This is a genomic window from Streptomyces sp. AJS327 (assembly GCF_013450295.1).
In the GTDB taxonomy this organism is placed as follows: Bacteria; Actinomycetota; Actinomycetes; order Streptomycetales; family Streptomycetaceae; genus Streptomyces.
The window spans coordinates 655,409-681,178 of the sequence record NZ_SKBR01000001.1 but is presented as its reverse complement, the minus strand read 5'-3'; the positions used below and the strand labels follow the sequence as shown (position 1 = coordinate 681,178).

20 protein-coding genes and 2 tRNA genes are annotated in these 25,770 nt (G+C 70.9%); 6 read left to right on the top strand and 16 right to left on the bottom strand.

Translation table 11 applies throughout. The features are described 5' to 3' along the window. Positions 1–31: 31 nt before the first annotated feature. The 8 genes from rodA to E0L36_RS02645 all read right to left on the bottom strand — a co-directional run bounded on the left by rodA (position 32) and on the right by E0L36_RS02645 (position 9,045). Positions 32–1,231, bottom strand: coding sequence for a rod shape-determining protein RodA (gene rodA / locus E0L36_RS02680; RefSeq protein WP_308416610.1), 1,200 nt, complete (start codon positions 1,229–1,231; stop codon positions 32–34). Next, a complete protein-coding gene (gene mrdA / locus E0L36_RS02675) occupies positions 1,228–3,384 on the bottom strand; it encodes a penicillin-binding protein 2 (RefSeq protein ID WP_180927223.1) in 2,157 nt (718 codons plus the stop codon). The genes rodA and mrdA overlap by 4 nt, the downstream gene beginning before the upstream one ends. Further along, entirely contained in the window at positions 3,381–4,124 is a 744-nt protein-coding gene (gene mreD / locus E0L36_RS02670; RefSeq protein ID WP_180927222.1) for a rod shape-determining protein MreD, read from the bottom strand. Before mreD ends, mrdA begins: the two co-directional genes overlap by 4 nt. Before the next feature lie 3 nt (positions 4,125–4,127). Next, positions 4,128–5,072, bottom strand: coding sequence for a rod shape-determining protein MreC (gene mreC / locus E0L36_RS02665; protein WP_180927221.1), 945 nt, complete (start codon positions 5,070–5,072; stop codon positions 4,128–4,130). A gap of 174 nt (positions 5,073–5,246) precedes the next feature. Beyond that, a complete protein-coding gene (locus E0L36_RS02660) occupies positions 5,247–6,266 on the bottom strand; it encodes a rod shape-determining protein (protein WP_180928551.1) in 1,020 nt (339 codons plus the stop codon). A 294-nt stretch (positions 6,267–6,560) separates the two neighbouring features. Further along, a complete protein-coding gene (gene ndk, locus E0L36_RS02655) occupies positions 6,561–6,986 on the bottom strand; it encodes a nucleoside-diphosphate kinase (RefSeq protein ID WP_180927220.1) in 426 nt (141 codons plus the stop codon). Between the two features lie 152 nt (positions 6,987–7,138). After that, complete coding sequence (locus E0L36_RS02650) at positions 7,139–7,468, bottom strand: DUF4233 domain-containing protein (protein ID WP_180927219.1); 330 nt, start codon at positions 7,466–7,468, stop codon at positions 7,139–7,141. After that, a complete protein-coding gene (locus E0L36_RS02645) occupies positions 7,465–9,045 on the bottom strand; it encodes a folylpolyglutamate synthase/dihydrofolate synthase family protein (protein ID WP_180927218.1) in 1,581 nt (526 codons plus the stop codon). Before E0L36_RS02645 ends, E0L36_RS02650 begins: the two co-directional genes overlap by 4 nt. A 415-nt stretch (positions 9,046–9,460) precedes the next feature. Between E0L36_RS02645 and E0L36_RS02640 the strand changes: the two genes are divergently transcribed. Further along, positions 9,461–10,444 carry a hydroxyacid dehydrogenase gene (locus E0L36_RS02640; protein ID WP_258016002.1) on the top strand — a complete coding sequence of 328 codons (984 nt, stop codon included), beginning with the start codon at positions 9,461–9,463 and terminating at the stop codon, positions 10,442–10,444. Positions 10,445–10,559: 115 nt separating this feature from the next. On the opposite strand, the gene E0L36_RS02635 is transcribed toward E0L36_RS02640, so the two are convergent. Then, the gene (locus E0L36_RS02635) at positions 10,560–13,199 is read right to left on the bottom strand and encodes a valine--tRNA ligase (protein ID WP_180927216.1); all 2,640 of its coding nucleotides are present in this window, start codon (positions 13,197–13,199) and stop codon (positions 10,560–10,562) included. Between the two features lie 141 nt (positions 13,200–13,340). Between E0L36_RS02635 and E0L36_RS02630 the strand changes: the two genes are divergently transcribed. The 3 genes from E0L36_RS02630 to E0L36_RS02620 all read left to right on the top strand — a co-directional run bounded on the left by E0L36_RS02630 (position 13,341) and on the right by E0L36_RS02620 (position 16,517). Then, positions 13,341–14,243 (top strand): hypothetical protein, encoded by a 903-nt coding sequence (locus tag E0L36_RS02630; RefSeq protein WP_180928717.1) that lies wholly within the window; start codon positions 13,341–13,343, stop codon positions 14,241–14,243. A gap of 216 nt (positions 14,244–14,459) precedes the next feature. After that, entirely contained in the window at positions 14,460–15,437 is a 978-nt protein-coding gene (locus tag E0L36_RS02625; protein WP_180927215.1) for a hypothetical protein, read from the top strand. 216 nt (positions 15,438–15,653) lie between these two features. Then, positions 15,654–16,517 (top strand): hypothetical protein, encoded by an 864-nt coding sequence (locus E0L36_RS02620; protein ID WP_180927214.1) that lies wholly within the window; start codon positions 15,654–15,656, stop codon positions 16,515–16,517. A gap of 228 nt (positions 16,518–16,745) precedes the next feature. Here the strand turns inward: E0L36_RS02620 and clpX are convergent, their stop codons facing one another. From clpX to E0L36_RS02595, 5 genes are all read right to left on the bottom strand, one after another. Next, the gene (gene clpX / locus E0L36_RS02615; RefSeq protein ID WP_180927213.1) at positions 16,746–18,035 is read right to left on the bottom strand and encodes an ATP-dependent Clp protease ATP-binding subunit ClpX; all 1,290 of its coding nucleotides are present in this window, start codon (positions 18,033–18,035) and stop codon (positions 16,746–16,748) included. A 159-nt stretch (positions 18,036–18,194) separates the two neighbouring features. Continuing rightward, positions 18,195–18,869, bottom strand: coding sequence for an ATP-dependent Clp protease proteolytic subunit (locus tag E0L36_RS02610; protein WP_180927212.1), 675 nt, complete (start codon positions 18,867–18,869; stop codon positions 18,195–18,197). An 81-nt stretch (positions 18,870–18,950) separates the two neighbouring features. Beyond that, positions 18,951–19,556: an ATP-dependent Clp protease proteolytic subunit gene (locus tag E0L36_RS02605; RefSeq protein ID WP_180928550.1), complete on the bottom strand. Its 606-nt coding sequence runs from the start codon at positions 19,554–19,556 to the stop codon at positions 18,951–18,953. Positions 19,557–19,840: 284 nt separating this feature from the next. Beyond that, complete coding sequence (tig, locus tag E0L36_RS02600; RefSeq protein ID WP_180927211.1) at positions 19,841–21,265, bottom strand: trigger factor; 1,425 nt, start codon at positions 21,263–21,265, stop codon at positions 19,841–19,843. A 111-nt stretch (positions 21,266–21,376) separates the two neighbouring features. Further along, positions 21,377–21,453: transfer RNA gene (locus E0L36_RS02595), tRNA-Pro, on the bottom strand. Positions 21,454–21,592: 139 nt separating this feature from the next. Here E0L36_RS02595 and E0L36_RS02590 point away from each other — a divergent pair. After that, positions 21,593–21,663, top strand: a tRNA-Gly gene (locus E0L36_RS02590). A gap of 350 nt (positions 21,664–22,013) precedes the next feature. On the opposite strand, the gene E0L36_RS02585 is transcribed toward E0L36_RS02590, so the two are convergent. Beyond that, the gene (locus E0L36_RS02585) at positions 22,014–22,208 is read right to left on the bottom strand and encodes a hypothetical protein (RefSeq protein ID WP_180927210.1); all 195 of its coding nucleotides are present in this window, start codon (positions 22,206–22,208) and stop codon (positions 22,014–22,016) included. 635 nt (positions 22,209–22,843) lie between these two features. Here E0L36_RS02585 and E0L36_RS02580 point away from each other — a divergent pair. Beyond that, positions 22,844–24,079 carry an acyltransferase family protein gene (locus tag E0L36_RS02580; protein ID WP_180927209.1) on the top strand — a complete coding sequence of 412 codons (1,236 nt, stop codon included), beginning with the start codon at positions 22,844–22,846 and terminating at the stop codon, positions 24,077–24,079. Between the two features lie 170 nt (positions 24,080–24,249). On the opposite strand, the gene mgtE is transcribed toward E0L36_RS02580, so the two are convergent. After that, complete coding sequence (gene mgtE / locus E0L36_RS02575) at positions 24,250–25,626, bottom strand: magnesium transporter (protein ID WP_180927208.1); 1,377 nt, start codon at positions 25,624–25,626, stop codon at positions 24,250–24,252. Positions 25,627–25,770: the final 144 nt, after the last annotated feature.

The window sequence follows — 25,770 nt, the reverse complement described above, 5'->3', positions numbered from 1 at the left end:
GGACGGGCACGGACGGGGAGGCGGGCCGGGGTCAGGCCGAGATGGGGCGCTGCACCCGGATCGACTGGAGTAGCCCGAGCGCGATCCAGACGGCGAACATCGAGGTGCCGCCGTAGGAGACGAAGGGCAGGGGGAGCCCGGCGACCGGCATGATGCCCAGCGTCATCCCGATATTCTCGAACGCCTGGAAGGCGAACCACGCGGTGATCCCGGCCGCGACCACGGTGCTGTACAGCTCCGCCGACTCGCGGGCGATCCGGCAGGCCCGCCAGATCACCACCCCGAGCAGCAGGATGATGAGCCCACCCCCGACGAAGCCCAGCTCCTCGCCCGCCACGGTGAACACGAAGTCGGTGTGCTGCTCGGGCACGAACTGGCCGGTGGTCTGGGTGCCCTCGAAGAGCCCCTTGCCGGTGAGTCCGCCCGAACCGATGGCGATCCGCGCCTGGTTGGTGTTGTAGCCGACACCGGAGGGGTCGAGCGCCGGGTTGGCGAAGGCCGCGAACCGGTTGATCTGGTACTCGTCCAGCAGGCCGAGGGCCCAGACCAGCACCGCGCCGCCCGCTCCGGCCAGCCCGAGGCCGATGATCCAGCGGTTGGAGGCGCCCGAGGCGAGCAGCACCCCCAGCACGATCACCACCAGCACCATGACCGAACCGAGGTCGGGCATCAGCATGATGACGGCGATCGGCAGCGCCGCCATCCCCAGCGCGTGCAGCACGGTGCGGTGGTCCGGGTACTCCCGGTCGCCCGCGTCGACCTTGGCGGCGAGCAGCATCGCCATGCCGAGGATCAGCGTGATCTTGATGAACTCGGCCGGCTGGATGGAGAACCCGCCGGGCAGCTGGATCCACGCCCGCTGCCCGTTGATGGTGGCGCCCAGCGGCGTCAGCACGACCAGCGCCAGCAGCACCGACACCCCGTAGAGGACGGGCACCGCGCCGCGCAGCCGCCGGTGGCCCACCCAGACCGTCGCCGCCATCAGCAGCAGCCCGACGAGGATGCTGATCACGTGCCGGGTGGCGAAGGAGTACGGATCGCCGTCGTTGATGTCGGTGCGGTTCCGGGTGGCCGCGTACACCAGCACGGTGCCGATCGCGGAGAGCGCCAGCCCGGCGAACAGCATGATCCAGTCGAGCCGCCACACGTCCGAGTCGCGGGCGACGAGCCTGCCCCACAGCGACTTGGGCCGCCGGTCGAGACCCCGGTAGGAGTAGGTGTGGGTGCTCACCGCTGCTCCTCGGCCTCGGCCACCTTGCGCTTCTTACCGTCGGCGATCATCGACTTGTCCCGCTGCGCCTCGATCGTGCCGTCCTTGCCGATCTTCGGCAGGTCCTTCTCCGGCTCGGGCAGCAACGCCTTCTCGCGGTCGATGCCGCCCTTGCCGCCGACGCCGTAGAGCGCGTCGTAGATCTTCCGGACGGCCGGGCCGGAGGCGCCGGATCCGGTACCGCCCTGGGAGATCGTCATCACCACGGTGAACTCGTCGGTGTAGGTGGCGAACCAGGAGGTGGTCTGCTTCCCCGCGACCTCGGCGGTACCGGTCTTGGCGCGCATCGGGATCTTGTCCTGCGGCCAGCCGGTGTCCCCGAAGCGCCAGGCGGCGGTACCCCGGGTGGCGACGCCGCGCAGCGCGCCGTCGATGTTCTTCAGGGTCTTCTTGTCGACCGGCAGCTTGCCCTGCTCAGTCGGCTTGATCCGCTTCACCTTGCGACCGTCGGCGCTGACCACGGCCTTGCCGAGACTCGGGGTGTACATGGTGCCGCCGTTGGCCAGCGCGCCGTAGATCATCGCCATCTGGATCGGGGTGACGAGGGTGTCGCCCTGCCCGATGGAGTAGTTGACGCTGTCACCGGCCCGCATCTTCATGCCGGAGACGCAGTTCTCCTTGGCGATCTTGTCCGCGTAGCTCTTGGCGTCCTTGCCCTGCTCGCACCAGACGTCCTTGTTAGCGTCCCAGTAGTCCTTCTTCCACTGGCGGTCCGGCACCCGGCCCTCGACCTCGTTGGGGATGTCGATGCCGGTCTTCCGGCCGAGGCCGAAGTCGTGCGCCGTCTCGTAGAACCAGTCCTTGGCGCCCTTCTTCGGGGTGTTCCCGCCGTCCTTCTGCCACTGCTTGTAGGCCAGGTCGTAGAAGACGGTGTCGCAGGAGACCTCCAGCGCGCGGCCCAGGTCGATGGTGCCGTACCCCTTGGACTCGAAGTTCTTGAACACCTGCCCGCCGACGCTGTACGAGGAGGCGCAGTCGTAGTTGCCGTCGAAGGGGTAGCCCGCCTTCACGGCGGCGGCGGTGGGGATCACCTTGAAGATGGAGCCCGGCGCCGCCAGCCCCTGGATCGAGCGGTTCAGCAGCGGGTAGTTGGACTTCTTGCCGGTGAGCTTCGCGTACTCCTTGCCGGAGATGCCACCGACCCAGGCGTTCGGGTCGTACTCCGGGTTGGAGGCCATCGACACCACCCGGCCGGTCTTGTTCTCCATCACCACGACGGCGCCCGCGTCCGCCTCGTAGTTCCGGTTGGTGTTCCGGTCGTGCTCCTTGCGGGCGGCCTTCATCGCCTCGTCGAGCTGCTTCTCGGTCACCGCCTGCACGCGCGAGTCGATGCTGGTGATCAGGTTGTCGCCGGGCCTCGCGCGGTCCGTCTCGCCCCGGCCCATCACGCGGCCGAGGTTGTCCACCTCGTAGCGGGTGACGCCGGAACTGCCGCGCAGGTAGCTGTCGTAGCTGCGCTCCAGGCCGGAGCGGCCGATCTCGTCGGAGGAGAGGAACGGCGAGTCGGAGTCCTTCGCCTTCTCGATCTCCTCGTCGGAGACGGGCGAGAGGTAGCCGAGCACCTGCGAGGTGTTGGCGCCGTAGGGCGCCGGGTAGCGGCGCACCGCGGCCGGTTCCGCCGTGACGCCCGGGAAGTCCTCGGCCCGCTCGCGGATCTGGAGGGCCTGCTGGGTCGTGGCCTCGTCGGTCACCGGGATCGGTTGGTAGGGGGAGCCGTTCCAGCAGGGCTTGGGGGTCTTCGCGTCGCAGAGCCGGATCTTCTCCCGGACGCTGCGCTCGCTCATCCCGAGGACGTCGGCCAGCCGCCGCAGGACGGCCTCCCCCTCGTCGTCCATCTTCATCAGTTCGGTGCGGGAGGCGGAGACCACAAGCTGGGTGTGGTTGTCGGCGATCGGCACGCCGCGGGAGTCCAGGATGGCGCCGCGCACCGCGGGCTGGACGACCTGCTGGACGTGGTTGCCCGCCGCCTCCTTCTCGTACTCCTCGCCGTTGCGCACCTGGAGGTACCAGAGCCGCCCGCCGAGCGTCAGCAGCAGCGACATCACCAGAATCTGGATGGCGACCAGCCGGATGGTGACCCGGGTGGTCCGCCCGGTCTCCGGGATGTTGGTCACAGTCGTTTGACCCCCTTGATACCCGCCGTCCCGGCTCCCCCGCTCCGGCTCAGCTTCGCGGACCGGCCCGCCTTACCGGACTTGGCCGCCTTCCCCGCCTTCGGTGGCTTCCCCGCCTTCCCGAGCGCCCCGCCGCCGCCCGCGGTGCCGACCCGCAGCCCGGTACCGGAGCTGAGCCAGCCGTAGGAGCGGCCAACCCCGGTGGCGGTGCCGCCACTTGACTCGGCCGCCAGCGGATCGTGGTCCGATCGCCGCGCCAGCGCCATGATCACCGGGACGGTGAACGGGGCGAGCAGCAGATCGTAGAGCGTGGCGGTGAACAGCAGGCCGGTCAGCCCGACCTGCCGCGCGGCGGTGTCCCCCACCAGCGCCCCGACCCCCGCGTACAGCAGGGTCGAGCTGATCGCGGCGACCGCGACCACCAGCATCGGGACGGTCGCCGAGCGGTGCTGACCGCTCTCCGGCTTGGTCAGCCCCGCGACGTAGCCGACGACGCAGAGCACCAGCGCGTACCTTCCGACCGCGTGGTCGGCGGGCGGGGCGACGTCGGCGAGCAGCCCCGCGGCGAAGCCCACCAGGGCGCCCGCCGTGTGCCCGTACACCAGGGCGAGGCCCAGCACCACGAGCAGCAGCAGGTCGGGGACGGCGCCCGGCAGTTGGAGCCGGGCGAGCACACTCACCTGGACGACCAGGGCGACGAGGATGAGTGCGGCCGAGAGCAGCATCCGGTTGAGGCGCATCGGTCAGCTCCTGGGGGCGGGCGAGCTCCCGCTGGGCGAGGGTTTCTTGGTGACGGTCACCGTCGGTGTGGGCTTGGGCTTCGGCGGCTTCTTGGGGACGAGCACGTCGTCCCGCGGGTCGGTGCGCGGCGGCTTCACCACGACGCCGACGACGTCGAGCTTGCTGAAGCCCACGTACGGGCGGACGTTGACCGTGCGGGTCAGGTCGCCGCCGTGCCGGTTGACGCGGATCACCTCACCGACCGGGACCCCGGGCACGAAGGGCCGTCCCGCGTGGGACCCGAAGGTGACCAGCCGGTCCCCCTTCGCCACCTTGGCCTTGCCGTTCAGCAGCTGGACGCTGAGCGCGTTGCCGCCGCGGCCGGTGGCGAAGCCGAGTTCGCTGCTCTTCTCCATCCGGGTGCCGACCGAGAAGTCCGGGTCGTTGGCGAGCAGGACGGTGGAGGTGGAGGGGCCGACGGTGGTGACCCGGCCGACCAGGCCGTCCCCGTTGATGACCGTCTGGTCGCGGGTGATGCCGTCGTTCTTGCCGGCGTCGATGGTGACCGTCCAGGAGAAGCCCTGCGCCGCGCCGATCGCGATGACCTCGGCGCCCTTGATGCCATACCCGCCGGCACCAGCCGTGCGCAGCAGCTTGTCGAACTCCTTGGCCCGGGCGCGGTTCCGGTCGTCCGAGCCGAGCTTCTGCTTGAGCGAGGCGTTCTCCCGCTCCAGCTCACTGATCCGGCTGTGGCGGTCGCCGGAGTCCCGCACGGCGCTGACCGCGTTGCCGACGGGGTCCACCGCCGCCGCGACGCCGTTCTCCACCGGGCCGAGGACGGACGCGGCCCCCGACCGCGCGCTGTCGAGCGGCGACCGCTCGCCTCCCCTGATGTCCACCGTGATCAGCGCGAACGCGATGGCGATCAGCAGGACGAGCAGCAGACGGCTCTCTCGTGTGTCCCTCACGTGCGACGGCCGTGCCTTTCTCGTCGGACCTCGTGGATCCCGTCGGACCCCGTCAGACGTCTGTCGACTGTGCTGTTGAGTTCTCGGTGACCGGGACCCGTACGAGGTCCCGGAATGTCAACGATCCGCCGCGTGGTTGGTCAGTGTCTCCTCGCGGCGGATCGTCTCCCTCGGTCAGCGCCTCGGCTGGGCGTCCAGGACCTGTTGCAGCGCCTCGAACTCCTCGACGCACTTGCCGGAGCCCAGCGCCACGGAGTCCAGGGGATCCTCGGCGATGTGGATCGGCATACCGGTCTCGGTACGCAGCCGCTCGTCGAGCCCCCGGAGCAGCGCGCCGCCGCCGGTGAGGACGATGCCACGGTCCATGACGTCGCCGGACAGCTCGGGCGGGCACTTGTCGAGCGTGGTCTTGACCGCGTCGACGATGGCGTTCACCGGCTCCTCGATCGCCCGGCGGACCTCGGCCGCCGAGATGACGACCGTCTTGGGAAGCCCGCTGACCAGGTCCCGGCCCCGGATCTCGGTGTGCTCGTCGGTGTCCATGGAGTGCGCGGAACCGATGGTGATCTTGATGCTCTCGGCGGTGCGCTCACCGAGCAGCAGGTTGTACTCCTTCTTGATGTGCTGAATGATCGCGTTGTCCAGCTCGTCGCCCGCCACCCGGATCGACTGGGCCGTCACGATGCCACCGAGGGAGATCACCGCGACCTCGGTGGTCCCGCCGCCGATGTCGACGACCATGTTGCCGGTGGCCTCGTGCACCGGGAGGCCGGAGCCGATCGCGGCGGCCATCGGCTCCTCGATGATGTGCACCTGCCGAGCACCCGCCTGCGTCGACGCCTCGATCACGGCGCGTCGTTCCACCCCGGTGATGCCGGAGGGCACGCAGACGACGACGCGCGGACGGGCGAGGTAACGGCGCTTGTGGATCTTCAGAATGAAGTAGCGGAGCATCCGCTCCGTGATCTCGAAGTCGGCGATGACCCCGTCCTTCAGGGGACGCACCGCCACGATGTTGCCGGGGGTCCGGCCGATCATCTTCTTCGCCTCGGCTCCGACCGCGAGAATGCCACCGGTGTTGGTGTTGATGGCGACCACGGACGGCTCGTTGAGGACGATCCCGCGACCCCTGACGTACACCAGCGTGTTGGCGGTCCCGAGGTCGACAGCCATATCACGGCCGATGAACGACATGTTGTTCGCCATAGGATGCGTCTGGCCTTCCAAGTGGAACGGTGTGGTGTGGGACTACGGCAGGAGATGTGCACGCGCTGAGGTGAAATGGCGCGAGGTTCCATCGTAGACGCGGTGGCTCGGACGCGCGGCGACGGCTCCTCCGCCATATGTCAGCGGAACACCGATTGTCCCCCGTCTTGGTGACGTGGTGTCGGGCCCAAGCGTTCCCCCGTTCGCGCGGCGCCATGCCCGGCATCCCCGCCCTGGAATCGGTCGTTCCAGGTCACCGGCGAGACTCGGCTCGCGGAATCCTCAGGAGACCGCGGCGTCACCCTCCGGGAAAAAAATCTTGATTTCCCGCTCGGCCGACTCCTCCGAGTCCGAGGCGTGAATCAGGTTCTCCCGCACGATGGTCCCGAAGTCCCCCCGCACCGAACCGGGGGCCGCCGCGATCGGGTCGGTGGGACCGGCCAGCGTCCGCACCCCCTCGATCACCCGCTCCCCCTCGACGACCAGCGCGACCGACGGACCGGAGGCCATGAACTCCATCAACGGCGCGTAGAACGGGCGTCCCTCGTGCTCCGCGTAGTGCGTCTCCAGCGTCGAACGGTCCAGGGTGCGCAGCTCCATCGCGACGATGCTCCACCCCGCCTTCGCCTCGATCCGGCTGAGGACCTCGCCCACCAGACCACGGCGAACCGTGTCCGGCTTGAGGAGAACGAGGGTGCGCTGGGACATGTGGGGCTCCTTGCGGATACGACTCGGGCTGGGACACGGGCCACCGCGCGGCAGCCCGCGCGGACCTCGCCCGGGCAACGGCCGGACGGCGGGGCCCAGAGGCTACAGGGGCGGGCGCGCGGGACGGGCACCGGTGCACCCACCGGCCGCCGCTACGCCGCCCGGGCGGCGGCCTTCGCCTCGTCGATCTTACGGCCGTAGTGGATGGAGGCCCACCACAGCCCCGCGAAACAGGCGCCCAGGAAGAACATCGTGGGCACCACGAACCCCGCGGCGACCAGCCCGGCCTGGAGAACCCAGCCCAGCCCCACCGCGCCGGGCCGGGACAGCACCCCGCACAGCAGCAGGCAGAGCACCATCGCGATCCCGCTCACCGTCCACACCGTGCCCGTGGACAGGTCGGTGGTCTGCATGGCGACCAGCCCGGCGAAGCCGACCACGAAGAACTCCCCGATCAGCGTGGAGGCGCAGAGCGTTCTCATGCCGCACCTCCCCGCCCGCCGAGCAACAGCCGCGCCTCACCCACGGTGATCACCGAACCGGTGACGAGGACTCCGGCGCCCGCGTACTCGCCCTCCTCCTCGGCCAGGGTGATGGCCTCCTCCAGCGCGCTGTCGAGCCGCGGCTCGACCTGGACCCGCTCCTCCCCGAAGACCTCGACGGCCAGCGCCGCCAGCTCGTCCACGTCCATCGCCCGGTAGGTGGAGTTCCGCGTCACCACCACCTCGGCGAAGATCGGCTCGAACGCCTCCAGCAGCCCCCGTACGTCCTTGCCGCCGCTCGGGCCGACGACCCCGACGAGCCGGCTGAAGCCGAACGCCTCGGTGACCGCCTCGGCCGTCGCCACCGCCCCACCGGGGTTGTGCGCGGCGTCCAGCAGCACCGACGGGCTGGAGCGGACCAGCTCCAGCCGTCCCGGGGAGCTGACGGCGGCGAACGCCTCCCGCACCACCTGCGGGTCCAGCGTCCGGGTGCCCTCCCGGCCGACTCCGAAGAACGCCTCGACGGCGGCGAGCGCGACCGCCGCGTTGTGCGCCATGTGCGCGCCGTGCAGCGGGAGGAAGACGTCCGGGTAGTCGCCGTTGAGCCCGCGCAGCGTCAGCAGCTGGCCGCCGACGGCCACCTCCCGCTGGGTGACGCCGAACTCCAGGCCCTCCCGGGCGACCGTCGCGTCGACCTCGACCGCCTTCTTCAGCATCACCGAGGCGGCGCCCACCGGCTGCTGCGCCAGCACCACGGCGGCGTCCGGCTTGATGACCCCGGACTTCTCCACCGCGATCTCCTCCGGAGTGCCCCCGAGGCGGTCGGTGTGGTCCAGGCTGATCGGGGTGATCACGGCGACGTCCCCGTCCACCACGTTGGTGGCGTCCCAGGTGCCGCCCATACCGACCTCGACCACGGCCACGTCGACCGGGGCGTCGGCGAAGGCCGCGAACGCCATCCCGGTCAGTACCTCGAAGAAGGAGAGGCGGTACTCCTCGCTGGCGTCCACCAACTCGACGTAGGGGCGGACGTCCTCGTAGGTCTCGATGAAGCGCTCGGCGGGGAGCGGGGCGCCGTCCACACTGATCCGCTCGGTGATCGACTGGACGTGCGGCGAGCTGTACCGGCCCACGCGCAGGTCGAAGGCGCCGAGCAGGGTCTCGATCATGCGGGCGGTGCTGGTCTTGCCGTTGGTGCCGGTCAGGTGGATCGCCGGGTAGGAGCGCTGCGGCTCCCCGAGGACGTCCACCAGGGCGGCGATCCGCCGCACCGAGGGATCCAGCTTGGTCTCACCCCAGCGGGTGGCCAGCTCGGCCTCCACCTCGGCCAGCCGCCGGTCCAGCTCCGGATCGGCGGGACGGGAGGGCACCGGATCGCCCTGCGGCGGCCCGGCCTGGGCCCGCAGGGTGCGGCTGCCCGCCTCGATCACGGCCAGGTCGGGGTCGCGGTCGGTCTCCTCGCCCACGATGCTCTCGAACTCCTCGAACTCCCCGCCAGCGGAGGGGAGGGGAGCGCCAGCGTCGTCATCGGGGCCGTCGTGGGGGTCAGGCCGCGGGGGCCGGGGCTCGTCGCTCACGCCGCCCAGTCTACGTATGGCCCCGTGGGCGTCCGCGCGGGCGTGGGGCGCGGCAGGACCCGGTCCGCGCGGCCCGGCGCGCGCTCCCCGCGCCCCTCCCGCCCGTCCCCGCCCGTCCCGCTCGCCGCCGTCCGCCCGCTCGCAGCTCCCGCCCTCCGCCCGTCGGCCCCACCCCGCCTCCTCCCCTCGGGCCGCGCTCTTGACGGGGGCCACCGCGCTGCCAAGGATGACGCCGGAGCCCACCACCGGCCCCGGGGCCGGTCAGCCCGTGACCGCGCCCCGCACCCGTGGCGCCCGGCGCCCGCACCCGTCCACCCCGACCGCGGTCCGCCCCGCGTGGGCCCGTCAGGAGCGCGCAGTGAACCCCAGCCGCACGGAACCGGAACCGGCACACCGCCCCGAGGCGCTGCTGGCGATGACGCCCGAGGTCGCGGAGCGGCTGCTGCCACCGCCGCTGCGCGCCCGGCTCACCGAACTCGCCCGGCTGGACCCGGACCTGGTGACCGACGACCTCTCCGCTCCCCGGTCCGCGGCGGCGCTGCGCACCGCCGAGGTGCTGGTGACCTGCTGGGGCTGCCCACCGCTGGACGAGACGGTGCTGGCCGCGGCGCCCCGGCTGCGCGCTGTGATCCACGCGGCGGGCTCGGTGAAGCACCACGTCACCGACGCGGTGTGGCGGCGCGGCATCACGGTCTCCTCCGCCGCCTGGGCGAACGCCCTGCCCGTCGCCGAGTACACGGTCGCGGCCGTGCTGTTCGCCAACAAGCGGGTCTGGGAGGTCGCGGACGCATACCGGAGGCGGCGTACCGCCTCGTCGGACTGGTACGCGCGCTGGCCCCAGGCGGGCAACTACCAGCGCACCGTGGGGATCGTGGGCGCCTCGGCCATCGGCCGGCGGGTGCTGGAGCTGCTGCGGCCCCACGCGCTGCGGCTGCTGGTCACCGACCCGGCGCTGGACGAGGACGGGGCGGCGGCGCTCGGCGCGCGGCTGGTCCCGCTGGACGAACTGTGCGCGGCCTCGGACGTGGTGAGTGTGCACGCGCCCCAACTGCCGTCCACACGGGGGCTGCTGAGCCGGGAGCGACTGGCCCTGATGCCGGACGGCGCCACCCTCGTCAACACCGCGCGGGGTTCGCTGGTCGACCAGGAGGCGCTGCTGGAGGAGGTGTGCGCCGGGCGGCTCCAGGCGGTGCTCGACGTGACGGAGCCGGACGTGCCCCCCACCGACTCCCCGCTGTACGAGCTGCCGAACGTCCTGCTGACCCCGCACATCGCCGGTTCACTCGCGGGCGAGCTGCCCCGGCTCGGGGAGGCGGCGCTCGCGGAACTGGCCCGCTACGCGGGCGGGTTGGAGTTCGAGCACCCGGTGCGCGCCGAGGCGCTGGCCTACACCGCCTGAGCAGGGCCGCGCCGCCGCTGCCCCGGCTCCCCGGTCCGCTCCGCGACTGTCCGTTCCGCGACGCGAGGGGCGCCCGGGCAGACCCGGGCGCCCCTCGGCGGTGTTCGGAGACGCGTCAGCGCTGGGGCAGGCGCTCCAGCTGGGCGGTGAGGCGCTCGATATCCGCCTCCGCCGCGGCCCGGCGGTCCCGGATCTTCGCGACGACCTCCTCCGGCGCCTTGGCCAGGAAACCCTCGTTGCCGAGCTTCGCGCTCGTCTGACGCAGCTCCTTCTCGGCCGCGTCGCGGTCCTTGGTCAGCCGCTTGCGCTCGGCCTCGATGTCGATCACGCCGGAGAGGTCCAGCGCGACCGTCGCCCCGGCGACGGGCAGCGAGGCGGTCGGCTGGAACTCACCGCCCGCGGGCTGGAGCCGGAGGAGCTGGCGAATCGCCTCCTCGTGTGCGACGAGCGGGGTGCCCGCCAACTCCAGCTGGGCCGGGACCCGTTGACCGGGCTGGAGCCCCTGGTCCGCGCGGAAGCGACGGACCTCGGTGACGGCCTGCTGGAGGGTGGCGATCTCCGCCTCCGCCGCCGGGTCCCGGAAGCCGGAGTCCGCGGGCCAGGCGGCGACGACCAGCGACTCGCCCCCGGTGAGGGTCGTCCACAGCTCCTCGGTGACGAACGGCACGATCGGGTGGAGCAGCCGCAGGGTGGTGTCCAGCACCTCGCCGAGCACCCGGCGGGACACCTCGGCCTCCCGGCCGCCCGCGGCGAAGGTGGTCTTGGACAGCTCGACGTACCAGTCGAAGACCTCGTCCCACGCGAAGTGGTACAGCGCGTCGCTCAACTTGGCGAACTGGTAGTCCTCGTAGTGGGCGTCGACCTCGGCGACCACCGAGTTGAGCCGGGAGAGGATCCAGCGGTCGGCGGCAGACAGCTCGCCCTCCGCGGGGAGCGGGCCCTCGACCGTGGCGCCGTTCATCAGCGCGAACCGGGTGGCGTTCCAGATCTTGTTGGCGAAGTTGCGGGACGCCTTGACCCAGTCCTCGCCGATCGGCACGTCCGTGCCCGGGTTGGCGCCGCTGGCGAGCGTGAAACGGAGGGCGTCCGAGCCGTACGCCTCCATCCACTCCAGCGGATCGACCACGTTCCCGAAGGACTTGGACATCTTCTTGCCGTGCTCGTCCCGGACGAGGCCGGTCAGCGCGACGGTGTGGAAAGGCGGTTCGCCGTCCATCGCGTAGAGCCCGAACATCATCATCCGCGCGACCCAGAAGAAGATGATGTCGTACCCGGTGACCAGCACGTCGGTGCCGTAGAACCGCCGGAGGTCGGCGGTGTCGTCCGGCCAGCCGAGGGTGGAGAAGGGCCACAGGCCGGAGGAGAACCAGGTGTCCAGCACGTCCGGGTCCTGGTGCCAGCCCTCGCCGGGCGGCTCCTCGTCCGGGCCGACGCAGCGCACCTCGCCGTCCGGGCCGTACCAGACGGGGATGCGGTGGCCCCACCACAGCTGGCGCGAGATGCACCAGTCGTGCATGTTGTCGACCCACTCGAAGTAGCGGGTGGACATCTCCGCCGGGTGGATGCGCGTCCGGCCGTCCCGCACGGCGTCGCCCGCCGCCCGCGCCAGCGGTTCGACGTTCACCCACCACTGCATGGACAGCCGCGGCTCGACGGTCGTCTTACAGCGCGAGCAGTGCCCCACGCTGTGCCGGTAGGGCCGCTTCTCCGCGGTGATCCGGCCCTGTTCGCGCAGCGCCGCGACGATCGAGGAGCGCGCCTCGAAGCGGTCCAGGTGCTGGAAGGGGCCGTGCGTGGTGATCACGCCGCGCTCGTCCATCACCGTCAGCGCGGGCAGGTCGTGCCGCTGCCCGATCGCGAAGTCGTTGGGGTCGTGGGCCGGGGTGACCTTGACGGCCCCGGAGCCGAACTCCGGGTCGACGTGGGCGTCCGCGATGACCGGGATGGTGCGGTCGGTGAGCGGCAACGCGATCCGCTTCCCGACCAGACGGGCGTAGCGGGGGTCGTCCGGGTGCACCGCGACGGCCGTGTCCCCGAGCATCGTCTCCGCGCGGGTGGTCGCGACGACGAGGGAGTCCTCACCCTCGCCGTACCGGATGGAGACCAGTTCGCCGTCGTCCTCCTGGTGTTCCACCTCGATGTCCGAGAGGGCGGTCATACAGCGTGGACACCAGTTGATGATGCGCTCGGCCCGGTAGATGAGGCCCTCGTCGTACATCCGCTTGAAGACGGTCTGCACGGCGCGGGAGAGCCCGGCGTCCATCGTGAACCGCTCCCGGGACCAGTCCACGCCGTCTCCGAGGCGGCGCATCTGGCCGAGGATCCGGCCGCCGTACTCCTCCTTCCAGCGCCAGACCCGCTCGACGAACTCCTCCCGGCCCACGTCGTGCCGGGACTTGCCCTCCTCGGCGAGCTGCTGCTCCACCTTGTTCTGCGTGGCGATCCCGGCGTGGTCCATACCGGGCAGCCACAGCGCCTCGTAGCCCTGCATACGCCGCCTGCGGGTGAGGGCGTCCATCAGGGTGTGCTGGAAGGCGTGGCCAAGGTGCAAGGATCCCGTGACGTTCGGCGGGGGGATCACGATGGTGTACGGATCCCTGTCGCTCTTGGGGTCCGCTTCGAAGTACCCTCGCTCTACCCAGCGCTCGTACAGCGTCCCCTCTACCTCGGCCGGTGTGTACTGGGTGGGCAGATCCGCGGGGGCGCTCGGGTGGGGTCCGGGCTGGCCGGACCGCTGCTGAGTGTTCTCGGTCACGACCGCCAGTGTACGGGCGCCGCCGTCGCGGCCCCGAACCGATTCCGGGGGGCCGCTGGGTTTCCGGAGCCCGGCATCCGTAAGGATGGGGAGCGCGCAGGCGCCAACGTATGTATGGCCAACGGAGGGGGAAGCGCCACCATGAGTACGAACCAGCCCGGCCCATACGGCCAACAGCCGGGGCAGCCCGGTCCGTACGGACAGCAGCCGCCGCCCGGCCCGCCCGGTGCCCCCCAGCAGCCCCCGGGCGCCCCCGGCTTCCCCCCGCCGGGCACACCCCCCGGCCAGCCCGGTGGCCCCGGCGCCCCCGGTGGTTACGGTCCGCCCCAGCAGCCCGGCCCGCCCCAGGGCGGCGGCAACAGGGGCAGGACCATCGCCCTGGTGGTCGGCGCGATCGTCGTGGTCGGCGCGATCGTCGGCGGCGTCCTCATGTTCACCGGCGACGATGACGACGGCGGCGGCGGGAACGGCAAGGGCGGCGGCAGCGGCGAGATCGCCGACGACGGCAAGCGCTACAAGCTGACCCCACCGCAACAGGCCGCCGGGTTCACCAAGAGCACCACCGACGACCCCGACGAGGCGAACGAGAGCGACCTCAGGGAGTTCGAGGGGTTCGGCGTGCGGGACCCGAACGCCGTCTCCGCCAACTACGAGGCCGGCGGCGGCGCCAAGAAGCTCCAGTTCTACGGCCTGTACGGCACCATCTCCGACCCCGAGGCCACGCTGGACCGCACCTTCGCGAAGCTCACGAAGGAGTCCACGAAGAGCCGCCCCGGCAGCGAGGGGTCCATCGAGATGGAGGGCGACGCCCCCCGGGAGGTCAACCCCGACGGCTTAGAGAACGCCGTCATGAAATGCCAGAACCTCGTCTTCGACGGCCCCCGGAGCTTCAAAGTGCCGGTCTGCATGTGGGCCGACAAGAGCACCATGGGCTGGGCGGTGCTGGACCCCACCGCGGGGAACGGGAGCGCCACGGTTCCCATCCCCGAGGCGGCCAGCACCCTCACCACGTTCCGGGAGGAAGCCCGGGTCGAGATCAGCTGACCGAAAGACCGGCCGAACCGGCCGCCGCCGTCCGGGGAGGGCACGTCAGACGCCCTCCCTCCACGGCCCCGAGCGCTTCACCGCCACCGCACCGGGGCGTCACGCCCCACCGTGGTACGGAATTCCCCCGGCAGCGCACGGCCCCGTCCCTCCACCAGGAGGGGCGGCACAGATGAGCACCCCTTCGTGAAACCGCTCCCAGGAGGAAGCGCCGCCATGAGCTACAACCAGCCCGGCCCCTACGGCGGACAGCCGCCCCAGCAGCCCGGACAGCCGGGCCCCTACGGGGGCGGAGCCCCGGGCCAGCCCGGGTACGGCTACCCCCAGCAGCCCGGACAGCCGGGAGTCCCGCCCCAGCAGGGCGGCGCCCCGGGCTACCCCCCGCCCGGCACGCCCCCCGGCCAGCCCGGGGCGCCCGGTGGTTACGGCTACCCCCAGCAGCCCGGCCCGCCGCAGGGCAACGGCAACAAGGGCAAGACCATCGCCCTGGTGGTCGGCGCGATCGTCGTGGTCGGCGCGATCGTCGGCGGCGTCCTCATGTTCACCGGCGACGACGATGACGACGGCGGCAAGAAGGGCGGCAAGGGCAAGGGCGGTGGCGGCGACAGCAGCGAGATCGCCGACGACGGCAAGCGCTACAAGCTGACCACGCCGCAGCAGGTCGCCGGGTTCACCAAGAGCCCCTCCTCCGGGTCCGGTCCGAGCGACAGCGACCTCAAGGAGTTCGAGCAGTTCGGGGTGAAGAACCCCGAGGGCGTCTCCGCCAACTACGAGTCCGGCAACGGCTCCACCGGCAAGAAGCTGAACTTCGCCGGGGTGTACGGCACCATCTCCGACCCGCAGGCCGTGGTGGACGGCGCCTTCGCGAAGCTCTCGAAGGAGGCCACCGACGACCCGGAGGTGGGCGGCGGCGGCACCGCGAAGCTGGAGGGCGAGCCGCAGGAGGTCAAGCCCGCCGGTCTGGACAACGCCATCATGAAGTGCCAGAACGTGGCGTTCACCAACATGGGGGGCGGCAGCGGCTCCGGCCCGGACAGCTTCAAGCTGCCCATCTGCATGTGGGGCGACAAGAGCACCGTCGGCTGGTCGATCGTCATGGACCCCAGCGCGGCGATGGCGGGTGGCACACCCATCTCCGAGGCGGCCAGCACGCTCGCCAAGGTGCGGAACGACACCCGCGTCGAGATCAACTGACGGACACCGGCCGGGACCCGGCCGTCACCGCTCGGGAGCGGCGCGCTCGCGCCCTCTCCGAGCGGTCTCCGAGCGCTTCACCGATACCTCACAGCGGTGTCACACCCCTGCTGCGGTACGGACTCCCCGGCAGCGCACGGCGCTGCCCGTCCACCAGGATGGGCAGCACACATGAGCGTCCTTTCGTGAAACCGCTCCCTAGGAGGAAGCGCCGCCATGAGTTACAACCAGCCCGGCCCCTACGGCGGACAGCCGCCTCAGCAGCCCGGACAGCCGGGCCCCTACGGGGGCGGAGCCCCGGGCCAGCCCGGGTACGGCTACCCCCAGCAGCCCGGCCAGCCCGGACAGCCGGGAGTCCCGCCCCAGCAGGGTTACGGCTATCCGCAACAGCCCGGCCAGCCCGGTCCGTACGGGCAGCAGCCCTACGGGCAGCCCGGCCACCCGGGGATGCCGATGCCCCCGCAGGGCGGCGGCAACAAGGGCAAGACCATCGGCATCGTCGTCGGTGCCCTGGTGCTGGTCGGTGCCGTCATCGGCGCCTACTTCCTCTTCTTCGCCGGTGGCCAGTACAAGCTGGAGGCGCCGCAGAGCGTCGGCGACTACCAGCGGCAGGGCGAGCCCAAGACCGAGGACAGCGAGGGCGCGCTCGGCGGCGGCAAGAAGGACAAGGACGTAACCGGACTGGACGTGGAGGGCAGTATCAGCGCCCAGTACAAGGCGGGCACCTCGCAGATGGGCTTCGCCGGGGCCTGGGGCTCGGTCGACGACCCGGGCAAGGCCGTCGACTCCATCTTCGAGAAGATGGACGAGGGCATGTCGAGCGGCACCTCCCCCAGCGGTGAGGCGAAGGAGGTCAACCCCGACGGCTTCGAGGGCGACGCCATGAAGTGCCGGGAGAGCAGCACCGGCGGGTCCGGTGTCGGCGGTGGGATGGTCATGTGCGTCTGGGCTGACGACAGCACCGTCGGCATCGTCACCCACATCGCCATGGACCCGACCTCCGGCAGCAAGTCGGTCAGCGTCGACGACGCCGCGTCGAGCACCGCGGACCTGCACAAGGAGGCGCGCGTCGAGAAGTGACGCACCCACCGGCCGACGGGCCCCGGGAGCGTGCCCGCGTGGCGCGCGCCCGGGGCCCGTTGCCGTACCCGGGGAGGCGGCACCACCACGCGCGGCCGTCCGCTGGGCGCCCCCACACAACGCGGTGGCCCGCCTCCGTCGACATCCGTCAACGAGGGCGGGCCACCGGGAACACCGGCCGGGCACGGCCCGAACGGGGGCCGTCAGGCCCGGAGTCGGGCGCGGGGCTCAGGCGCTCTTCTCGTGCCGCTGGCCCTCGCCGGTGCCCCGCGAGCGCGGCACGAGCGTCGGGTTCACGTTGGAGTGCACCACGTCCTCGGTGATGACGACCCGCTCCACGTCCTTGCGCGACGGGACCTCGTACATCACGGAATTGAGCACCTCCTCCATGATGGCGCGCAGACCGCGCGCCCCGGTGCCGCGAAGGATCGCCTGGTCCGCGATGGCCTCCAGCGCCGGACGGTCGAAGTCCAGCTCCACGCCGTCGAGTTCGAAGAGCCGCTGGTACTGCTTGACCAGCGCGTTCCGCGGCTCCATCAGGATCTGCAACAGCGCCTCGCGGTCCAGGTTGTGCACGCTGGTGAGGACCGGGAGGCGGCCGATGAACTCCGGGATCATGCCGAACTTCACCAGGTCCTCCGGCATGACCTCCTCGAACCGGTCGCTGGCGTCGCTCTCCCGCTTGGAGCGGATGTCGGCGCCGAAGCCGATGCCCTTGCCGCCCGACCGCGCCTCGATGATCTTCTCCAGACCGGCGAAGGCACCACCCACGATGAACAGGACGTTGGTGGTGTCGATCTGGATGAACTCCTGGTGCGGGTGCTTTCTGCCGCCCTGCGGCGGCACCGACGCGGTGGTGCCCTCCAGGATCTTCAACAGCGCCTGCTGCACACCCTCCCCGGAGACGTCCCGGGTGATCGACGGGTTCTCGCTCTTCCGGGCGACCTTGTCGATCTCGTCGATGTAGATGATCCCGGTCTCGGCCTTCTTGACGTCGTAGTCGGCCGCCTGGATCAGCTTCAGCAGGATGTTCTCCACGTCCTCACCGACGTACCCCGCCTCGGTCAGCGCGGTGGCGTCGGCGATGGCGAACGGGACGTTGAGCATCCGGGCGAGCGTCTGCGCGAGGAGCGTCTTACCCGAACCGGTGGGGCCGAGCAGCAGGATGTTGGACTTCCCCAACTCGATGCCGTCGTCCCGGCCCTGGGCGGAGCCGTTCTCCCCGGCCTGCACCCGCTTGTAGTGGTTGTACACCGCCACCGAGAGCGCCTTCTTGGCGGCCTCCTGGCCGACCACGTAGCCCTCAAGGAACTCGTAGATCTCGCGGGGCTTGGGCAGTTCGTCCCACCGCACCTCGGAGGACTCGGCCAGCTCCTCCTCGATGATCTCATTGCACAGATCGATGCACTCATCGCAGATGTAGACGCCTGGTCCCGCGATGAGCTTCTTCACCTGCTTCTGGCTCTTGCCGCAGAACGAGCACTTGAGCAGATCGCCGCCATCACCGATGCGTGCCACGAGGTGCTTCCCCTTCGCCTGTGATCCGCCACCCAGGACGGACCGAGGTACGTGCTCTCCGACGGTACCTTGCCGGACGGCCGGAGTGGGCCCCCCTTGGACCGACTCGGTCGCGCCGGTACACCGGACACCGGGTCAGGCCAAGGGGGTTGCCGGGACTCAGACTCCGGCCGTGCTCTTGCGGGTGGCGACGATCTGGTCGATCAGGCCGTACTCCAGCGACTCCTCGGCGGTGAGGATCTTGTCCCGCTCGATGTCCTCGCGGATCCGCTCGATGTCGCGGGTGGAGTGCTTCGAGAGCATCTCCTCCAGCTGGACGCGCATCCGCTGCACCTCGTTGGCGGCGATCTCCAGGTCGGAGACCTGACCCCGGCCGGTCTCGCTGTACGGCTGGTGGATCAGGATGCGCGCGTTCGGCAGCGCCAGCCGCTTGCCCGGCGTACCGGCCGCCAGCAGCACGGCGGCGGCCGAGGCGGCCTGCCCCATGCAGACCGTCTGGATGTCGGGCTTGACGAACTGCATGGTGTCGTAGATCGCGGTGAGCGCGGTGAACGAGCCGCCCGGGGAGTTGATGTACACCGAGATGTCCCGGTCGGGGTCCATCGACTCCAGCGTCAGCAGCTGGGCCATGACGTCGTTCGCCGAGGCGTCGTCGATCTGCACGCCGAGGAAGATGACCCGCTCCTCGAAGAGCTTCGCGTACGGGTCGTACTCCCGCATGCCCTGCGAGGTGCGCTCGACGAAGCGCGGGAGGATGTAGCGGGCCTGCGGGGAGGGGCCGTCGTAACGGGCGAGCGGGCCCGTCGTGAACCCGGCCTCGGGGGAGTTGGTCATCGGAGCGTTCTCCTGGTGATGAGCTGGCTGCGGTAGGGGCGGGCGCCTGGGGGCACCCGTCGTCGACGGCGAGTGCCGGGCTCAGGCGCCCGTACCGCCACCGCCCGGAAGCTGGGAGGCTGAGGCGAAGACCTCGTCGATCAGGCCGTACTCCTTGGCCTCCTGGGCGGTGAACCAGTGGTCGCGGTCCGCGTCCCTGGTCCACTGCTCGACGGTCTGCCCGCTGTGCAGCGCCGAGAGCTCCGTCATCTTCTTCTTGGTGCGGAGCAGCTGCTCGGCGTGGATCTTGATGTCCGTCGCGGAGCCCGCCAGGCCGGCCGAGGGCTGGTGGATGAGGATGTCCGCGTTCGGCAGCGCGAAACGCTTGCCCGGGGTACCGGCGGTCAGCAGGAACTGGCCCATCGAGGCGGCGAGACCCATGGCGATGGTGACCACGTCGTTCTTGATGTACTGCATGGTGTCGTAGATCGCCATGCCCGCCTGGATGGAGCCACCCGGGCTGTTGATGTAAAGGAAGATGTCCTTGTCGGGGTCGGCCGCGAGGAGCAACAGCTGCGCGGTGATCTGGTTGGCGATGTCGTCGTCGACGGGCTGCCCGAGGAAGATGATGCGCTCGTTGAGCAGCCGGTTGTAGACCTGGTCGCCGAGGCCACCACCAATGTTGGGCTCAGCGGCGGCGGAAGGCATCGGAAGCGTCACGTGTCCACCTGCTCGTATCCGGACGGCCGCGCGAGTACTGGCCGTCGCTGGGGTCTTCGTGTACTTGGACCCTAACGCGGTGTCCGTCCCACGCCATCCCCGTCCCGAAGCTGTTCGCTGTGAGCGCAGGTGGGGCCCGGGCGGCCCGTGGGACGGTGACCCGAGACCGCCGCCGGGGCCCGGCGGGGAGCACGAGAGGCCGCGGACGCCCTGCGACGCCCGCGGCCTCTCGCCACGTCCTCACCGGTGGGCGGACGCGCCGCCCGCCGGGCTCAGCTGCCGGCCTTCTCCTGGCCCTCGGCCTCAGCGGCCTCGGCCTTCGCGGAGTCGGCGGCCGCCTCGGTCTCCACGGCCTCGGTCGCCTCCTCGGCGGCCTCGGCCTCGTCCTCGTCGTCGAGGTCGACCACGTCACCGTTGGTGTCCTTCACGGTGACCGCGTCGACCACGGTCGCCAGGGCTTTGCCGCGGGCGACCTCGCCCACCAGCATCGGCACCTGGCCACCCTCGACCACGGCCTGCGCGAACTGGTCGGGGCTCATCCCGGAGGACTGGGCGCGGCGCATGAGGTGCTCGGTCAGCTCCTCCTGGCTCACGTTCAGCTTCTCGGTGCTGACCAGCTCGTCCAGCACGAACTGGGTCCGAATGCCCTTCTCCGCCTGCTCCTTGAGCTCGGCGTCGAAGTCCTCCTCGGACTTCTCCTGCATCTTGAGGTAGGTGGCGAGGTCCAGGCCGAGCTGCGCGAGCTGCTGGTTGACCAGGTTGCTCTTGCGGGTGCCGATCTCCTCCTCCAGGAGCTTCTCGGGCACCGGAACCTCGGTCAGCTCCAGGAGGGCGTCCAGCACCTTCTCCTGGGCCTGGGTGGCCTGCTCGTACTTCTTCTGCCGACCGAGCCGCTCGCGGCTGTCCGCGCGCAGCTCCTCCAGGGTGTCGAACTCACTGGCCAGCTGAGCGAACTCGTCGTCAAGCTCGGGCAGTTCACGCGCGGAGACGGTCTCCACCTCGACCTTGACCTCGGCCTCCTTGCCGGCGGCCGAGCCGCCCTTCAGCTCCGAGGTGAAGGTGGCGCTGCCGCCCGCCTCCAGGCCGGTGACGGCCTCGTCGATGCCGTCCAGCAGCTCGCCGGAGCCGATGGTGTAGTCGACACCCTTGGCGACGCCGTCCTCCAGCACCTCGCCGTCGACCCGGGCCTCCAGGTCGACCTTGACGACATCGCCCTCGGCGGCGGCGCGCTCCACGACGGAGGTGGAGGCGAAGCGCTCGCGGAGCTGCTTGACGGCGTCGTCCACGTCCTCGTCGGAGACCTCGGCGACCTCGACCTCGACCTCGATGCCGGAGTAGTCCGGGATCTCGATCTCGGGGCGGACGTCCACCTCGGCGGTGAACGACAGCAGCTCGTTGTCCTTCAGCTCCGTGATGTCCACCTCGGGCTGGCCGAGCGGGTTCAGCTCACCCTCCTCGACGGCGGACTGGTACAGCTTCGGAAGAGCGTCGTTGACGGCCTCCTCCAGCACGGCACCGCGGCCGAAACGCTGGTCGATCACGCGGGCAGGGATCTTGCCCTTACGGAAGCCAGGCACCGTGACCTGCTGGTTGATCTTCTTGTACGCCGCGTCGAGGCTGGGCTTGAGCTCCTCGAAGGGCACCTCGACTGTGAGCCGAACCCGGGTCGGGTTCAGGTTCTCCACGGCGCTCTTCACGGTCGGTCTCCTTGGGGCTGACATCTTGGGGTTGATCTTGAGGGCGCCCCGATGCGATGCGGCACGCGGACGCGAAAACACGGCACAGGCACGCGCGTCTCTCATAGTACGTGGTCGGGGTGGCCGGATTCGAACCGACGACCTTCCGCTCCCAAAGCGGACGCGCTACCAAGCTGCGCCACACCCCGTCGGTGCGACACGTAGAGTACATGCCGTACGATGCTCACCGTGCGGTTCCAGCCCGCCCCCAGAAACAGCCCAGAGACAGCCCGCGAAGGAATACCTCCGAGGGAGCATCTCCGGGAGGGGACGTGCGAGGACGCGCTCGCGGGCGTAGCTCAATGGTAGAGCCCTGGTCTTCCAAACCAGCTACGCGGGTTCGATTCCCGTCGCCCGCTCCGAGGCACACACGAGGGCCCGCCTTTCCGAAGGCGGGCCCTCCGCCGTGCCATTGCCCCGCCGTTCCGCCGTCCGTTCCGCCGTCGCGCCGCACTGTCGAGGGCGGCTTCCCCCCGCTCGCGGCTTCCCCCTCCCCCCAGACCCCTCCCCACACCGTTCCCCACGCCGTTCCACCGCGTCCCGTATGCCGCGCGCCGCTCCGGGCGCCGGCGGGAGGGGCGGCCCTGGTGAGGGGGTCACGGAGACCGAAGGGGGCGGGTGGTGACGGGGCGGGGGCGCGGGGGCGCCCGGCGGTGGCGCGAGGGGTTGAGGGCGGCCGAACAGTGGCCGACGGGTGGCCGAGCAGCGGCTAGAAACTGATGCCGTTGACGGTCTCGGCGACCCGGTTCAGGAAGCTCCGTATGTCCGGGGCGATGCCGGTCGAGGCCAGGAAGAAGCCGAAGAGCACGGCGACGAGGGCCGGACCCCATTTCAGGCTGCCGTTGCGGACCATGAGGAACAGCACGATCGCCAACAGCAGGACGACAGACACTGAGATGGCCATCACTGATCACACCCTCGCTGTCCGAACTCCACGCCAGGTCCACGGGATTCGCACCCCGCGCACCCATCGTGCCATCAACTCCCCTGCCACAGGGGCCGAGTGGCGTCCCGGCGGCACGCCTCAGCGTACGGGCGGAGTTCGACCTCGCCCCGCGCCCGGCGCCCGCCCGGCGCTCGCGCCGCGAACGCGCCGCGCCGCGTGGGGCGTTGGCCCCGGCACGGCGTTGACCAGGGGGCGGCGGGGCCAGGAACGAACGGCGAGGGGCCCGGCCACCCCGGGCGACAGGACCGGACCACCACGGGAATCAGGCCCGGAATTCGGCCTGATCACCGCGCACCCGCATTCGGGGGCACCAAGTGCAATAGATGCGGCACCCCGTGCACAGTCCCGACGCAATTCCCTTACGGGACACAGGCGCTGTGGAGTGCGTCACATATGGGGCGCATCTCGCGCCGCTTCCTCGTCAACCCCCGCCGAACTGGGGGTTTATAGCGCTCTTAGTCCGGACTACCGCGACAAACCTCGCGTCGCACGCGGCTTCCCCCGCATCCGGTGGTTCACGGTGTCACGAATTCGACCCTGGGTAGCAGAACAACGAGCAGGCCGAGAATTTACGACGCATAGGTTTCAACGCTATGGTGCGCCGGATGTTGCATGCTGGTTATGAACGGGCGCCGCTCCCCCCGGCCCGTGAGGAGTCCCGGACCGAGACGCCTCCCGAGTCGTCGGAACCGCCCGCCAGGGCACAGAAGAAGCCCGCGAAGTCGCGGGACCCCTTCTTCGACAACGCGAAGTACCTGACGATCCTGCTGGTCGGGATCGGTCACGCCTGGGACCCGCTCCGCGAGGACAGCCGGGCCGCCGAGGCGATGTACTTCGTGCTGTACACCTTCCACATGCCGGCCTTCATCCTCATCTCCGGCTACCTCTCGCGGAGCTTCGAGGCACGGCCGGGCCAGATCAAGCGGTTGATCACCGGTATCGCGATCCCGTACCTGATCCTCCAGACGATCTACACGTACTTCATGCGGTGGGCGCAGGACAACCCGGACCGGGAGTTCCACTACCAGGAGCCGGGGTTCGCCCTGTGGTTCCTGGTCGCCCTGTTCATCTGGCGGCTGACGACGCCGATCTGGAAGACGCTGCGCTGGCCGCTGCCGGTGGCGCTCGCGCTGGGGATGGCCGCCAGCGTCACGCCGACGATCAGCTCCGACCTGAACCTGATGCGGGTCCTCCAGTTCCTCCCGTTCTTCGTGCTGGGGCTGCTGCTGCGCCCCGAGCACTTCGAGCTGGTGAAGCGGAAGCAGATGCGGATGATCGCGGTGCCGATCGTCGCCCTCACGCTCCTCTTCTCCTACTGGGCCGTGCCCAGGATGAGCAAGAGCTGGTTCCTGCACGACAAGGCGGCGGAGGACTTCGGCGTCCCGTCCTGGGTGGGCGGCGTGATGTACCTCGCGCTGTTCGGCTGCGGCCTGGTGCTGACCGTCTGCTTCCTCTCCTGGGTCCCGCGGCGCCTGATGTGGTTCACGTCGCTGGGCGCCGGGACGCTCTACGCGTACCTGCTGCACATCTTCTTCATCCAGGGTTCGCGCCAGTTCGACTGGTACGAGATGGACTGGGTGGACCACCCGCTGAGCAGGGTGGCGATCACCGTGCTCGCCGGGGTGATGATGACGGTGCTCTGCACCCCGCTGGTGACACGGATCTTCCGGTACGTCATCGAGCCGAAGGCCGACTGGTTCTTCCGGCGGGACGCCGGTGAGGCCGCGCGGAAGCGGGAGAAGCAGTCCGGGCGGCACGCCCGCCCCACGAGCCGGGCGCACGAGCGGCCGAGCCGGGCCCAGCCCCCGACCCCGGGCGCGCACACCTAGCGGTCGGCCGCCGACACCGGCGGAACGTCCCGTAGTACCGGCAGGCACCGCGCACGTGGGGCGGGGAGGCAGGGCCTCCCCGCCCCACGACGTCGTTCCGGGTCCCTCCGGCGGGCGCGCCACCACACCGGGACACCCGGCGGGCGCCCCTGGCGTGCCGGGCGGGGACGCTAGCCGAGGCCCAGGATGAGGCGGGCGGTGAGGAAGTAGATGACCAGGCCGGTGGCGTCGACCAGCGTGGTGACCATCGGCGCTGAGACCACCGCCGGGTCGATCCGCAGCCGCTTCGCCAGCAGCGGCATCGTGCCGCCGACGGTGGCCGCCCAGGAGCAGATGATCACGAGGGTGACGCCGACCACCACCGCGATGTCGGCGGCCACGAAGAGGGTGCCGAGCGCGAGGCCGACGGCCGCCAGCAGCAGTCCCAGCACCAGCCCCACCCGGCACTCGCGCCAGACCACCGCGAGCAGGTCGGAGGCGCGCACCTCCCCCACCGCGAGCGCCCGTACCACCGAGGTGGCCGCCTGCGCGCCCGCGTTGCCGCCGGTGCCGATGAGCAGCGGGATGAAGAGCGCCAGCTGGGTCACCTCCTCCAGCGTGGCCTCGAAGGCCTGGGTGACGGTGACCGTGAGCACGGCGGCCAGCAGCAGCAACAGCAGCCACACCACGCGGTAGCGGGCCAGCTGCCAGACGGTGGCCGCCATGTAGTGCCCGGCCCACGGGGCGGTACCGGACTGCCGGGCCACGTCCTCGGTGTCCGCCGCCTCGATGACCTCCAGGGCGTCATCGGAGGTGAGCAGCCCGACCAGACGGCCCTCGCTGTCCACCACCGGGAGGTTCAGCACGTTGGTCTCGCGCATCAGCCGCGCGGCGTCCTCGGCCGGTTCGGCGGCGACGGCGTACGGCGCCTCGCTGTCCGCCAGCTCGGACACCGGCCGGTCCGGTTCGCTCAGCACCAGTTCACGCAGTCCGACGACGCCGGTCAGCCGGCGCCCCGCGTCCACCACGGGCAGCGTGTAGACGGTCTCGGCCTCGGCGCCCCGCGCCCGTACCCGCTGGAGGGCCTGCTGGACGGTCTGGCCCTCGTGCAGCGGCACCAGTTCGGGCGTCATCCAGCGGCCGACCGAACGCTCCGGGTAGCCGAGGAGGGCGGCGGTCACCCGGCGTTCGCGGGCACTGAGTCCCTCCAGCACCCGCCGGACCACCTTGGCCGGGGCCTCCCGGAGCATGCGGACCCGGTCGTCCGGGTCCATCGCCTCGACCAGTTCGTGGAATGCCGGGCCGCGCAGGCCCGCGAGCAGGTCCTGCTGGTCGACGGGGTGCAGCTCCTCGAAGACCGCGAGGGCCCGGTCCTTGTCGAGCAGCCGGAACGCGATCAGCGCGTCCACCGACTCCAGCCGGGCCAGCTCGTCCGCGACCAGGTGGGCCGGGCCGGTGGCCAGTTGACGCTGGGCGGCCTCCAGGTCGTGGGCCTCCAGGACGTCCCGCAGCCGGGTGGGACGCTCCTCGGGGGCCGGGGAGGCCGGAGGAGTCAGAGGAGGGCTCATGGGTGGGTTCCTCTGCCGGGTGCCAGGGGTGGGGTGCCGTCGCGCGCGGACCGGTGCCGCACCGTTCCCACCCGGCGCTCCGGCTCAGGAGGCACGCGGGGGTGACGGGAGCACACCGGCCGGTCGACTGGGGGGCTCTCCGCG

What these genes read in the sequence shown, in the direction of transcription:
- mreD (WP_180927222.1), bottom strand. Translation starts at nt 4,124, where the DNA reads ATGCGCCTCAACCGGATGCTGCTCTCGGCCGCACTCATCCTCGTCGCC.
- E0L36_RS02660 (WP_180928551.1), bottom strand. Translation starts at nt 6,266, where the DNA reads ATGTCGTTCATCGGCCGTGATATGGCTGTCGACCTCGGGACCGCCAAC.
- ndk (WP_180927220.1), bottom strand. Translation starts at nt 6,986, where the DNA reads ATGTCCCAGCGCACCCTCGTTCTCCTCAAGCCGGACACGGTTCGCCGT.
- E0L36_RS02650 (WP_180927219.1), bottom strand. Translation starts at nt 7,468, where the DNA reads ATGAGAACGCTCTGCGCCTCCACGCTGATCGGGGAGTTCTTCGTGGTC.
- E0L36_RS02640 (WP_258016002.1), top strand. Translation starts at nt 9,461, where the DNA reads ATGACGCCCGAGGTCGCGGAGCGGCTGCTGCCACCGCCGCTGCGCGCC.
- E0L36_RS02630 (WP_180928717.1), top strand. Translation starts at nt 13,341, where the DNA reads ATGAGTACGAACCAGCCCGGCCCATACGGCCAACAGCCGGGGCAGCCC.
- E0L36_RS02625 (WP_180927215.1), top strand. Translation starts at nt 14,460, where the DNA reads ATGAGCTACAACCAGCCCGGCCCCTACGGCGGACAGCCGCCCCAGCAG.
- E0L36_RS02620 (WP_180927214.1), top strand. Translation starts at nt 15,654, where the DNA reads ATGAGTTACAACCAGCCCGGCCCCTACGGCGGACAGCCGCCTCAGCAG.
- E0L36_RS02610 (WP_180927212.1), bottom strand. Translation starts at nt 18,869, where the DNA reads ATGACCAACTCCCCCGAGGCCGGGTTCACGACGGGCCCGCTCGCCCGT.
- E0L36_RS02605 (WP_180928550.1), bottom strand. Translation starts at nt 19,556, where the DNA reads ATGCCTTCCGCCGCCGCTGAGCCCAACATTGGTGGTGGCCTCGGCGAC.
- E0L36_RS02585 (WP_180927210.1), bottom strand. Translation starts at nt 22,208, where the DNA reads ATGGCCATCTCAGTGTCTGTCGTCCTGCTGTTGGCGATCGTGCTGTTC.
- E0L36_RS02580 (WP_180927209.1), top strand. Translation starts at nt 22,844, where the DNA reads ATGGTGCGCCGGATGTTGCATGCTGGTTATGAACGGGCGCCGCTCCCC.
- mgtE (WP_180927208.1), bottom strand. Translation starts at nt 25,626, where the DNA reads ATGAGCCCTCCTCTGACTCCTCCGGCCTCCCCGGCCCCCGAGGAGCGT.